The 12,225-nt window shown below is 40.1% G+C and carries 14 protein-coding genes; 3 read left to right on the plus strand and 11 right to left on the minus strand.

All coding sequences use genetic code 11. The features are described 5' to 3' along the window. Positions 1 to 30 precede the first annotated feature (30 nt). Complete coding sequence (locus MSWH1_RS20295; protein WP_048129065.1) at positions 31 to 237, minus strand: hypothetical protein; 207 nt, start codon at positions 235 to 237, stop codon at positions 31 to 33. Positions 238 to 687: 450 nt separating this feature from the next. On the opposite strand from MSWH1_RS20295, the gene MSWH1_RS12720 reads away from it, so the two are divergent. Further along, complete coding sequence (locus tag MSWH1_RS12720) at positions 688 to 909, plus strand: hypothetical protein (protein ID WP_048129067.1); 222 nt, start codon at positions 688 to 690, stop codon at positions 907 to 909. A gap of 148 nt (positions 910 to 1,057) precedes the next feature. On the opposite strand, the gene MSWH1_RS12725 is transcribed toward MSWH1_RS12720, so the two are convergent. From MSWH1_RS12725 to MSWH1_RS12745, 5 genes are all read right to left on the minus strand, one after another. Then, positions 1,058 to 1,606 (minus strand): metallophosphoesterase, encoded by a 549-nt coding sequence (locus MSWH1_RS12725; protein WP_048129069.1) that lies wholly within the window; start codon positions 1,604 to 1,606, stop codon positions 1,058 to 1,060. Between the two features lie 210 nt (positions 1,607 to 1,816). Continuing rightward, on the minus strand, positions 1,817 to 2,605 hold the full coding sequence (locus MSWH1_RS12730) for a MarR family transcriptional regulator (protein ID WP_197074081.1): 789 nt from the start codon (positions 2,603 to 2,605) through the stop codon (positions 1,817 to 1,819). Then, positions 2,605 to 3,126, minus strand: coding sequence for an ArsR family transcriptional regulator (locus tag MSWH1_RS12735; protein WP_048129074.1), 522 nt, complete (start codon positions 3,124 to 3,126; stop codon positions 2,605 to 2,607). The genes MSWH1_RS12730 and MSWH1_RS12735 overlap by 1 nt, the downstream gene beginning before the upstream one ends. 63 nt (positions 3,127 to 3,189) lie before the next feature. Beyond that, on the minus strand, positions 3,190 to 4,227 hold the full coding sequence (locus tag MSWH1_RS12740) for a deoxyhypusine synthase (RefSeq protein WP_048129076.1): 1,038 nt from the start codon (positions 4,225 to 4,227) through the stop codon (positions 3,190 to 3,192). A gap of 498 nt (positions 4,228 to 4,725) precedes the next feature. Continuing rightward, positions 4,726 to 5,223, minus strand: a complete 498-nt coding sequence (locus MSWH1_RS12745; RefSeq protein ID WP_048129078.1) for a pyruvoyl-dependent arginine decarboxylase — start codon at positions 5,221 to 5,223, stop codon at positions 4,726 to 4,728. Positions 5,224 to 5,527: 304 nt separating this feature from the next. On the opposite strand from MSWH1_RS12745, the gene MSWH1_RS12750 reads away from it, so the two are divergent. After that, complete coding sequence (locus MSWH1_RS12750; protein ID WP_231585465.1) at positions 5,528 to 6,331, plus strand: hypothetical protein; 804 nt, start codon at positions 5,528 to 5,530, stop codon at positions 6,329 to 6,331. Positions 6,332 to 6,392: 61 nt separating this feature from the next. Further along, positions 6,393 to 7,280 (plus strand): nitrilase-related carbon-nitrogen hydrolase, encoded by an 888-nt coding sequence (locus MSWH1_RS12755; RefSeq protein ID WP_048129080.1) that lies wholly within the window; start codon positions 6,393 to 6,395, stop codon positions 7,278 to 7,280. Between the two features lie 774 nt (positions 7,281 to 8,054). Here the strand turns inward: MSWH1_RS12755 and MSWH1_RS12760 are convergent. From MSWH1_RS12760 to MSWH1_RS12780, 5 genes are all read right to left on the minus strand, one after another. After that, the gene (locus tag MSWH1_RS12760) at positions 8,055 to 8,345 is read right to left on the minus strand and encodes a hypothetical protein (RefSeq protein WP_048129082.1); all 291 of its coding nucleotides are present in this window, start codon (positions 8,343 to 8,345) and stop codon (positions 8,055 to 8,057) included. A gap of 177 nt (positions 8,346 to 8,522) precedes the next feature. Continuing rightward, on the minus strand, positions 8,523 to 9,314 hold the full coding sequence (locus MSWH1_RS12765; RefSeq protein ID WP_048129084.1) for a winged helix-turn-helix domain-containing protein: 792 nt from the start codon (positions 9,312 to 9,314) through the stop codon (positions 8,523 to 8,525). A 251-nt stretch (positions 9,315 to 9,565) separates the two neighbouring features. Further along, entirely contained in the window at positions 9,566 to 9,856 is a 291-nt protein-coding gene (locus MSWH1_RS12770; protein WP_048129086.1) for a hypothetical protein, read from the minus strand. Positions 9,857 to 10,124: 268 nt separating this feature from the next. Then, positions 10,125 to 11,555, minus strand: coding sequence for an IS4 family transposase (locus tag MSWH1_RS12775; protein WP_048130170.1), 1,431 nt, complete (start codon positions 11,553 to 11,555; stop codon positions 10,125 to 10,127). 275 nt (positions 11,556 to 11,830) lie between these two features. Next, positions 11,831 to 12,079, minus strand: a complete 249-nt coding sequence (locus MSWH1_RS12780; protein WP_048129089.1) for a hypothetical protein — start codon at positions 12,077 to 12,079, stop codon at positions 11,831 to 11,833. Positions 12,080 to 12,225: the final 146 nt, after the last annotated feature.

Here is a 12,225-nt window from a genome sequence, read left to right on the forward strand (position 1 = left end):
GGGGCCCGACAGTTTCACTTATGAGCAGGTCTAACCTTTAACCGCGTTCAGGGGAGTTCTCAGTTCATGGCTCATGTTGACTATGAAAGTGGTTTTCGTCCGGTTTGCAGCTTCAGCAGCCATTTTTGCCTGAAGCATTTTCTCTTCGGCCTGCTTACGTTTAGTTATGTCAATCATAATGTATAGAAACACTGAGTCTTCTTCGGTCACGCCGCTGAATACTAACCTGTTGAACATTACCTGGTGCAATGAACCATCAGCAAACTTAAGAGAGGTTTCATGGACCCGGGTTTTTTATGTTTTACAATTCTATATCCATTGTTTACAAAACGCGGGTACAGGTACTGAATCCACCAGCTTTCAAAGAGATCCTGTCTGCTGAAGCCGTACCGTTTCAAGCCTCTTTACTTCGGTTAGGTCCTCTACAAGTACAATACCACAGGCAAGTTGGAGTTTTCAAACATTAGTGGCTTAATAGTTACCTGCTTTTTGTTTTTCTTATTTCTTTTCAATAGTTCACTTCTAACTTCAATGTACTGAATAAGTTTTTTCCTTTTTTCATGATATCGGAGTAATAAGAGGCAAAATATAGATAAATAAACGAAACATGATATAAAATGAGCAATGAGTAATTGAATAAGAGTTAACGCTAAAATAAGTTAATGAATTGGTATATGGGATGATCTTGTGAAAACCTATCTTATGGTCTGGTTCAGTAGTGAAGGAGTTCGCCCCTCTGAGGTCAACCAGAGGTTGTTGTCCCTGGGTTTCGAACCCATGCAGGGCAGTTATGACTTTGTATATAACTGGAACAGCAATGTTGATGTCGAGAAGGTCCTCGAGTTTGGAGATAAAGTCTACCTGAGCCTCCAGGGAACAGGTGTAATGTTCAAATTGGAGACTATGTGAACTGACGGAGTTTCGCCAAAATACATAGTTTCAGAGACCTTGCCTAGCGAGGCATGTGCCTGAATTCTGAATGTAAAAATCATTGGTGTGTTCCTGTTCATTACTTTTTCAGGACCTTCATGTCATCTTCAGGTTCGAAGGTCCTTTTTTATCTCCGATTCTCTTCCTGTTTTTGTTTTTTCAGGGCATCCCTGAATTTGATATATTCACAGCTATCTCCTTCAAGGGTAAGTATCCTGCCTTTAATACTTCCTTTTTCAATTATCAGTTCCACAACACCTGGATTTGACATCCTGGGTTTTGTCGGAGAACCCGGACAGACAAGCATAACATCTTTATTTTCAATCAAAGGGCGGTGAAGGTGCCCGAAAATCAGGACATCTACCCCCATTTCTTTTGCGAGGTAACCCTGGGCAGTTGTGTCCATTACTGAAAGCCCTCCTTCATGTATCACTCCGATTTTTATTCCTTCAATTTCAAATTTCAGCCTTTCGGGAAGAAGTTTCCTGAGTTCGAAGGTGTCATCATTTCCATAAACGGCTTTCAGCTTGCCGCTGGCATTGAAAGCCTGATAAGCTTCTAAGGTACTGAAATCTCCTGCATGGACAATCAGGTCACAGTCTTCGAGAACGCTTTTAAGTTGTGGAGGGATTTCTCCTGTCTTAAGGTGGGTATCAGAAAGTGCTATCAGCTTCATGGAAAATCTCCGGGTTATTAGATGAGTATGCAGTATTAAGATAAAAATGTACAGCGTAATTAGAGAGGGTTATTACAGTTAAACATGGAAAGTTATAGTTAAACCTGAAAATAACAAAAAACAGATACTATTTATAGAAAAATAACAGGTTCGAATTCCAAACCCGTGAGTCAGGAATGCATCAAACCGGAAGCCTATAAATCAGGAAAGTTACTCGACTGTCAGGTCAACAAGTTCGTACTCAAGGTTCTCGGTTTCTAACCTGTTCAAGAGAGCAGAGACCTGTTCGTCTACTGAAACCACCAGGGATGAAAGTCCGTGGTATGCAGCCTCGATAACGGATTCGTTTGTCCCGAACATGACATTGGGGCGTATGTCGATCTTGCGAAGAGCAATTAACGATTCTACACCTATTGCAGCGATATAGGGTTTTGAGTTTGCCAGCATCTTCAGGCGCTCAAGATCCACTTTTCTCGACCCTCCGCGTTCAACCCTGGGAACCTTGCAGATCGTGATGGATGCGTTTTCCAGATCTATAAGGCCCTTGAGGCTGGTTACTCCCACATCGTCTCCTCGAGACGCATCGGATATGACAGTGCCCGATGCGCCTGTTTTTTCCGTGCTGCTTACATAGAGGAGTCCGTGATCCATTTTCAGGTAAACCTGCTGGTTTTCTTTGACTTCCTCTTTTGTGATGGCTGTCCAGGTTGAGACATGACTGATTATGTCCTCCATGACAAAGCGGGCGTACCGCTTCATTTCGGCGGCGTTTTCAAGGACCCATTCTACGCCTTCTTTTGTTATCCTGTATCTGACGCGGCCCTCGGTTACAATAAGCCCGTCATTTACAAGCTCCTTAATGTATTCGGAAACAGCCTGTGGGGTTATTCCTATCTTTGCGGCAATCTCCTTTTGCCTGACATTGGGCTGATGGGCGGCAATCTCGATAAGGACCTGAAATTTGGTGACTCCGCTCTTGGTCTGGAGGATTTTAATCATCAATCGTAATTCTCCTCAACATCTTCAATTATTTTTAACCTTTGCCCCATTACTGAAAGTTTTTCGGACCTTCGGGCAACAGCGCAGATATAAAATGGGTTCTTGTTAAGAGTTCGTGTAAGGTTGCTCATTGAGGTGTTGCCTTCTTCTACCAGTCTTTCCAGCTCTTCCATAGCATCCTTCACTTCTTCATATGGTTTGAAGGTAAGCATAATGATGTCGCTGAGGTCTTCAAAGGAGCACTGAAAGTTCACCTGAACCTTTGAATAAGAACTGTGGTATTCTTTTGAGGGTTTTTGTCCTGCTTCAGGTACTCTCCACTGGCTCTCGAGGAGCCCGGCTTTTTTCAGAATATGAAGGCTTTTTGATGAGTCCGAACCTATGAACTCATCGATTTCTGCTCTGGTCATCCATTTGTTAGAAAGTGTATCGAATATTCTTTTATGGGTTCTGGATCCAAAAGTCCTGAGTAATGGTACTAAATAGGAAGGATCGTTAATTATTCGAGTTCGTTTACCCATTTATGTCTTCTCCTTCTCGCCTTATGTTATCAGCTTTCAATATAATAAAGATTTGTGATGTGATTATTCGTTGTAAGCGATATCAAGCCCTTCGGGCTCATCCCAGTTAAAAACAGGTGCTGCACGCTTCAGATTACGTGTTTTTTCATGCAGGGCATGGATAACAATTGGAAGGGCGATGGTAGCATCCACAAAAACCTGTACTTTTTTTGCCTGAGGTGCGATCTTTCCCCATGAAACTGCTTCGTCAAAGGTGCATCCTGAGAGTCCTCCCCAGTGAGGAGAATCGGAAGTATACTGAATTGCATAGTCATGCCCGCCAATATCCATTCCCAGAATCGAAGCTATCACCTCTGTCTGCTGGATGAAGTTCTTCGGAACTCCGCCTCCGACATAGACAACGCCTGTATTTTCTGATTTTTCCACAATCTGTGTGATCTCGTCAACGTCTTTTATCTGGTCTATTTCAAGTTTCAGCCCTCTTCTCCGTGCAATGGTAAGCCCTATTCCTATGGAACTGTCCGATAGTGCAGGTACAAAAATCGGGACATTGTGCCTGTACGCGCTTACAACTATTGAGTCTTCAGCAGCTCCTCTTTTTACAAGCTCTTTTCCAAGCAGGTACATGAACTCCCTTGAGGAACAGGTAATCTCTCCGATCTCTTCTGCAAAATCTGCAATCAGGTTGTCTGCGTTCCTGAACTCTTCTTCCACTGCAAAGACATCATAAATCCTGTCTACTCCGTGTTCAAAGAGTTTTTCATCATTAGCCAGATGTGAGCCCACATAATGCTTCCTGCCGAGGGCTTCGTGACAATCGTGGAACAGGTTTGCCCCTGTGCTTACAAGGCAATCGATCATCCTTTCCCGGATCATGTAGGAAATAACCCTGCGCATACCGGCAGGAACCATGGCTCCGGATAAGCCCATAAGTACAGTCGTGTTCTTCTCTTTGAGCATGTTATGCCAGGCCTGGACTGACTCCGCCAGCTTCCTGCCCTGAAAGCCGGTTTTGAGCATTCCGTCCATCAATTCACTTACAGACCTGTCTTTTACATCGATTGGAACGGTTGGGTTGTTCGTAAATACATTGTGCTGCATGCCATTCTCCATAATCTGCAGATAGCGATAGGTTTGCCTGTGACCCTAATATCCTGTCTGGCAGGTACCCGGCAATAGACGGTAAGAGACACAAATAACGTTAAAGGATTATATATTTTTTATTAAATATCAATATATGCAGACTCTCTTACCTGAGGACTCCTTACAGAGACAGGCTTCTCCGAAGGAAGACTGATTTGTTGTGTTTAAGAGTTATGAGTTAAGGGTTAATGAGTGAAGAGTGAAAGGTGTGTAATAGAAGTTTAGTTTATATGATCGTTTATAAGAGATAGTAAGGTCAAAGTCGTTTCTAAGATAGTTTATAATGATGACTGAATAGCTTTCAATGATGATTAGATGCTGGACAATAGAGGTCTGGTTATTTCTTTAAATAAGTAATGTCTGTAAATAATGTCTGTAAATAATGTCTGTAAATAGTACTATTATGTATATGAAGTAACAGTATTACTGGAGTTCTTGTCCGAAACTCCTCTTTATTTAAATAATAAAAACTGCTGCGGATATTACAGTCATCCAGTCTCCACTTTCGTGTACGGTAGATGATCTGGGGATGCTGAAGGTTTTGAGAGGTGCCTCATTTGTCCAGGTGCTGTACATGCTTTCTGCAAGTTTTACTGCATGTTCCTCTACATCCTGTGAGTTTTCTCCGTAAGCATTATACTCGGAAATATAGCCGTGCTTGCTTATATCCCTGGGAAGTGCACATCCGACGGAAGTACTTAACGTTCTTCTCGGTTCATTGGAAGAGATCCTGGACATCACACAGAAAACCACCTCTCCAGGGCTCAGTTCTTGCAGACCTTCTTCCTTTGTCACAATTTTACATTTTGGGGGCAGGATAGAACTTACAGTTACAAGGTTAAATTTTTCAATACCTGCATCCCGGAGTGAAACCTCAAATGATTCAAGTTGTTCGGGATGTGTACCAACTCCACTTGTAAAGAATACTTTTCTCGGAATTAACTTTGTGATCATCTTTACATCCTTGAGAAATCATCAATTTGAACTTAAATGAGATAGCAATTATCATTTTTAAGCGTTGCCCTTCAATTTTGCTGGAAAGAGGTTCAATTTCTCTTTCTTTACTCACAATTAATATATTACTTTTAAGATTTTTTTACGTTTACACTCTCTTACTTAGATTATCTCGTGTTTACATTCTCTTAATGGAATTCTTCCATTTTCTAGCCCTTTTGTAAAATCTCTCATAAGCTTTATATCATGCAGGATAATTACATCGTGTGTTACTCCTTGCAATTTTCCTGTCCACAGTTTTTTAATGACAGGAAATATTCAGTTTTTTCCGGAAACTTTCGGAAGTGCGGACATGATTACATGCGCTACTGTAGCAGATGATTGTGTTTTTCTGGCCTCAGGCCTGAAGACCGAACTACCATTAATTAACCCTGATGTCAACATAAAGGCAGAGACAATGGCCGAGAAACTCAACCTTAAAGTTATGGAACTGCTTGACGGTAAGCAGCTCTCTATCAGCGGACTCTCGCGGGAACTGAAAGCTGAAGGGATAGAAGAACACCGGCTGGTTCTGACCGGCTATCTCAGGGCACTCAGGGATCTTGAATTTCTGGAGGAAAGCGAAGTTCCCCCTTCCAAAATTTATGCTTTGCCTGAAAAAGGCAAGGAGCCTCTGCCAGAAAAAGGCAGGGAACCCAGGCCGACAGATCCCTCTGATTCTGAAGATATTTTCCTCCTTTTCAGGATGCAGCTCCTGAAAATAGATCTGGATTTCCGAATTCCTGTTGGTGTTTATGTTATTTCCAGACTGTTTGAAAGGCCCTGTTTCCGAAGAGAGTTAAAACTTGTAGGAATCACCCAGAAACACCTTGACCAGTACATGGAAAAACCCGGAATAGTTTGCGAAGTCCCTGACTCGCTCCTGAAAAAAGCCAGAGCCGACATTACTAAAATTGAGGTCCCTGCAGATGATCCTGCATACGAAATCCGGGAAAACAGGGAAGAGGTAACCAGGCTTGCAAATGAAGTGCTTGCAGGGATGATAAGACACAGGATGGACCTTGAAGGGCTGGTAGCAAAAAGCAAGCAAACTACTCTGTTGCCCTGAAAAACTTTATGCAAATCAGAATTACAATCAGGATTTAAATAGCAGATATGTTGGTCTGATTATGAAAGTTGCCTGTATCCAGATGGATGTGCTTCACTGCAATAAACAGGAAAACCTTGAAAAGGCCCTTTGCATGGCTCTCAAAGCCATTGAGAAAGGAGCTGAGTTAATTGTTTTTCCAGAGGTCTTTTCCACAGGCTTTTGCTATGAAAACTTCAGTCATGTAGCAGAAAGCCTTCCGTCTCCCACTCTTGAAAACCTTGCATGTTTTTCCGAAGCAAATGACTGCATCATCCTGGGTTCAATTATTCAGAAGGATAGCGGAGAAGGCGGTGGAAGGGATGGTGGAAAAAAAGGTTTTACAGAAGGAGAAAATGATCTTTCCGGGAAAGAAAAGGAAATTCCGGAAAGTAAGAATTCTACGGAATGTATAAATTCTGCTCTCTACTACAACCTTGGCTTCTGTTTTGAGTCTGGAATCCTTGCAGGCACCTACCGGAAGACCCACCCCTTCAAAGCCGAAAACGGTTATTTCGCAAAAGGCAGCTCGATTGAGCCCATTTCCCTTAAAAAACAGAATCTGAAAATCGGGTTTGAAATCTGCTATGAGCTCCGTTTTCCCGAGGTTGCAAGAAAACTTTCCCTTGCCGGCTCTGACCTACTTGTGACCACAGCTGCTTTCCCTAACCCCCGGTCTGATCACTGGAAAACTCTTGCAAAGGCAAGAGCGATCGAAAATCAGATCCCTCACATCGCCTGTAACAGGACAGGCTCTGCTCCTGATTGCACGTACTTCGGAAACTCGATGATTATTGATGCCTGGGGTGAGGTAAAAGTCGATGCAGGCGGCAAGGAGCGTGTGATTGTCTGCGACCTTGACCTTGAGGAAAAAGGAGAGATTCGAAAGGCTATTCCTGTTTTTGAAGACCGGAGAATGGAGCTTTATTAATAACTTATCCTGAACTCAATTTTTTAAAGTATGATAAAAATAGATCGTCACGAACCCTCAAATCCTCTTATCCAGTATCCCTGTAATAAGCTGTAAATTAACTCCTGCTCCACTGGTTATAAGCGTTCTTTTTTGTTGCCAAGCAACTTTTGTGTCCAATCAACAAAGTCACCATCTACAATTTCTACATCATTAACACTAATCTTGAAATCAATAAACACTAATCTTGAAATCAATAAACACTAATCTTGAAATCAATAAACACTAATCTTGAAATAAATACCTTGATAATAAATGTTCTCGGTTTCTTCCCTGTTAACTGTAAAAGCAATATGGGAGTATTTCTCTCGAAGGTGGAGATGGATTCTATCAATTAAGCCCATTTCATCGGTATAGCCATTTCTTATGCTAAGGGATATTTTGAGCTTATGTCCCAATGAGCCTTAAACTGAGGCGACATTCAAGGGTAACTATTTTTTTCCTATCGTTTACCGATTTTCCAAAGCTCCTAATATTCAAGGGTAACTATTTCTTTCCTATCGTTTACCGATTTTCCAAAGCTCCTAATCGGTGGTCTGGTCAACTAGGGCTTGTTAGACAAGCCCCTGAGTTTTAGCTCAGGGGTAGTTGACAGAACTTGATTGTGTGGTCCAGCAGCAAAAGATCGAGAAATAAATATACGGTCCCGTAGAAGAGTGTTCCGGGTTTCAAAGTTCATTTTCGGAAAACAGGAAAGCAGAATTTCTCAAAAAAACATCTATTTATGGCTGCCTCTCAAAGGGAAATCCCTGAAAGGATCTCAAGCCTTTTGTTCCAGTGGTCCAATCCCCTTTTTGCCGCATACCAGTCAAAGAAATCACTTTCATCTCCCATGTTTCCGGCTTCGAACTTCGCCCTGAGCTCACTTGAGCTGTACCCGAACTTTGTTTCGAAATCCTCACAGATTATGGAATACCGCTTGACCTTGTATTTTGCAACATGCTTTTCATGTTCAAGAGCCGAACGGATAGCCTCACATACTTCCTGAGGTAAAAAATCAGTTTCTATGTTAAGCGTGAAACTCATGTCTATCCCGATTAAGAATAGTCTCCTATTTCATATAAAGCAATTATGAAAATAAACAATTGGACAGGTTTATTACCTGAAAAAGTCTTTTTATAGACCTTGCAATAACAGAACCGGTTTAGAAGGTTATGTATACGGATAAATACAGGTTTACAATAAATGTCTGGAATATGAAATTCAAACCTTTTTTACCTGAATTGCTTCTTTTAGCATGTGAGAGAAAAGATCGGTGCCCCACTTAAGGGCTTCAGGTGCGGAACTTAGCAGGCTTTCGTGTTCAAAGAACTTCTTTTTGGGGAAAAGAGTGAGCAGAAAAAACTTATCTGTTACTGTGAAGTCTGCAATTTTAGGGTTCTGTGAGAAGATGAATACCCTTGCATTTTCAAAATTTAGGAAAGTGCACAGTTCTTCTCTGTAATCCTTTTTGAACCTCTGGAACACTGGCTCTGTAAACACTAACGAAATTTCCACTCCTTTTTTTGCAAGTTCCGGGTAGAGTGTGGTAAATGAAGGGTGGAAATAGGACGCAAAACCGAGAATATGCGTGGAATGATGAAGTTTTTTTACAAATTCAGGGTTAAGTTCGAACATGTGGCTCACCTCTGGAAGGATGAGTTTGCAGTTTTTCAGTTCAAAAAGTCTTTTGCGTAAAAAAGGAGGAATTCCTTCAAGGTTCCTTTTCGTCCAGTAGTCGAAATTTTCTTCCAGGACTTCCAGGGTGTCCAGAAAAGGCGGCATTTTGTCAGCGATTATATCTCCCATTAAAGAAAGCTCATAGGTATGCTCTTTCTGTACAACAAGATTACCTTCTTTCAATTTTTTGATCTGAGGGAGGATTGAAACAGGGTCTGCTGAAAGGTGTTCCTGAATTTCAGCCATAGTCCTTGGCTTGTCTTTCAGAAAAAGAAGAAGTTTCTTCCTTTTATCTGACAGAAAAACCAGCTCTGTTAGTTTGATTTTCTCCCTCATTGGTACACCGTAAAAAAAATACTACTGATTAATTTATGACAGAACCGCTATTTATATATTGTCATAAAATTTAGACACTCTCTCAGTGTTTGGAAAAAAGGAAGGAAAACGAAAGAAGGAATATGAAAAAAGTATTCTACAGGTTAAGAGAAAAAAGTATTCTACAGGTTAAGAGAAAAAAGTATTCTACAGGTTAAGAGAATAAACTGCAGGAAAGAGTATGACTCTTGTACCGAATGGCATTCTGGCAGTTAGAACTTGATGGCATTGAGGACAGCCAGCTTTATCTTCCAGTGGTCGAGCCCTCTTTTTGCGGCATACCAGTCAAAACATTTTTCGTCATCCATATATTCGCCGGCTTCGAATTTTTTTATGAATTCCGTGGAGATCAGGTCGTACTGGTCTTCAAATTCATCGCAGATCATGGCGTAGCGGTATACCTTGTATTTCGCAAGATGTTTCTCATGTTCCAGAGCCGAGTGAATAACCTCGCTTGCTGCCTGCAGCGAGTAATCGGTATCAATCTGCAATTTAAGGTCCATGTTTATCCCATAGAAGAAGTGTTGCTGGTACTAAAAAGGTTGCTGGTACTAAAAAGGTTGCTGGTACTAAAAAAGGTTGCTGGTACTAAATATTGATCTTATATCCCTTTTTCTATTTATTAATGAGTTGTATCCTCCGGAATCTAAGGAATACAGGATATATCCTCAGTTTGACAGTACCCACTAATTGGTACTGAATATTTCCCTTCTTTTTTGGTTCAATCGGGCTTGACAAGTCCTATAAATTTATAAAAATTTATTATATATTCTATGTAATTTCATTCCTTTTTGCTACTATCAAGCTATTGATCCAGTCAAAATTCGCAAAAATATGGTTTTTGACACCATTTATCTTGAACTTGATTGTAAGTGTCAAATTCTTCAAGCTTTTTTTAATGAATTTTGTAGACGTGTGTTTTAGCTCTTCAACTTCATATCGCATCAGCGATATGAATAATTGGGCGATAAACCCAAGGATAATGGCCCCATAAATGCTATCTTCCGACCACACCCTTAATGGCTTAATCTGAATTTCATTTTTCAATGAATGAAATATTTTCTCAATAGAATCCTTTTTTCTGTATGTTATCAATGCATCTTCAAGTGTCAAATGCCTGTTTGATTTCAGACAGAAAAATCCTTCTCTTCCATTAATCAGTGAAGCTTTTAGGAGTTCTACAGCTTCCTCGTCACTAAGCTCTTCTAGCTTAGTTCTAAAAGAGTAATCAATCTCGATCAACTCATTATTTACTCTGAATTTCTTAGGAAGCTTTTTGTTGTTTATGATGGCCTTCTGAATCTCTTTTGCTTCCTTTAATTTCCTCATAACAGCTCTTGCTTTTGATTCTAATTGCCTTTTCTGTAGAGCTTCAGAGAAATAGAAATATTTAATGCTGCTAGGCTTGACTATTTTTATCCCATATATACCTTTTTTGGAATCTATCAGTTCTGCTCTTTCCAGATCAAATTTCTCAATTATTTTATCGTCACTCGTATTCAGTTTCATGGAAGTGAGATAGTCCATCTCAGCATCCTGTATAATATCGATATTATCTTTGGTATTAGCTCCTTTATCAAAAACAATAAGAGAGCCTTTTTTAAGTCTACTTTTCACCTGGTTATAAGTGTCAGAAAAGTGCTCAAGATCAAGAACGTTTCCTTTATTCACTGTAACTCCAATAGGTATGTTAATGGGGTTAGCTAATTCACTAATTCCAACAGTTATCTGCAGCTTATCAGGCCTGTGATCTCTGCTATACCCGTATTTACCAAGGTTGGATTTAGTCCCATAAAGGACTATACTCGTCCAATCCAGGTTTATATCCGTCTCTTCAAAACCATATACAGAAAATAGAGAATCCAGAATATCAGAGAGAATTTCCTCTCTGTTACGTCCTAAGAGTTCAAGAGTTCTGTAAAGAACTCTTTCATGAAACCTTTCAAGATTCAATATCTCGAGAATTTCTTCCTGATTTAACCATTTGCCAGCTTCTTTGATACTAAAATTTTCAGTCAGCTTGTAGCTTAGCAAACCGATCAGCAAACTATTGAGATCAAGACCCTTGTTTTTATGTTTGCCAAAAATATCACAGAAATTAAGCTTTTCATAAAAGAGTTGGACGGCAAGAATCGATCCGATAGGAACACATATATTCTTGTTAGGAATTGTAGGGAATGCTCTCTGTTTTGTGATGTTCATTTGACCGAATAACACAAAACAAAGAGCACTTATTTTTATCTAACTGTCAAAGTCAGGATATATAAGGCTAAGATCCAAAAATATAAGTATTTTATCACGATCACATTATTCAAAAATTTATCCTACAAATCCCCCTTTGTAAAAAGAAAAAAAATAAGGAAAAAGACAAAAATAAGGAAAAAGAAAAAAATAAGGAAAAAGAAAAAAAATAAGGAAAAAATTCAGAACAGACAGATGTAGAAAGTGTAGGTCTGGAAATTGAACCTGCACCGTCATCAGTTTCGGGTTACAAGACGGATTATCCCGGAGTTCTCCATGTTATTATAAATGAATGCTGAAGAGTATGCAAGCAGCATGAACTTAAAGCCCTGGGCAAAGTCCATCTTCATGAACATTATAATCATGTATACGAAGAAGGAAAACTGTATTACACACAGGACCATTCCGGCTGCTGTGAACATTTTCTGACGACTGCTACTATCACTACTATCACTACTGTCTGGATCATCTGATTCTTCTGACATTTTGTTTCGGACCTCGTAAATAAAGGTGCTAAAGGTGTGTTTTGTATTTAGTTTGTTTTTATTTTGTTTTGGTTTGTGTTTTTTACTTGATTCAGCTTTTTATTGCAGGCAGCTTTCAACCAGCTCAAATTAAGCTCAAATTAAGC

Source organism: Methanosarcina sp. WH1 (assembly GCF_000970005.1).
Classification (GTDB): Archaea; Halobacteriota; Methanosarcinia; order Methanosarcinales; family Methanosarcinaceae; genus Methanosarcina.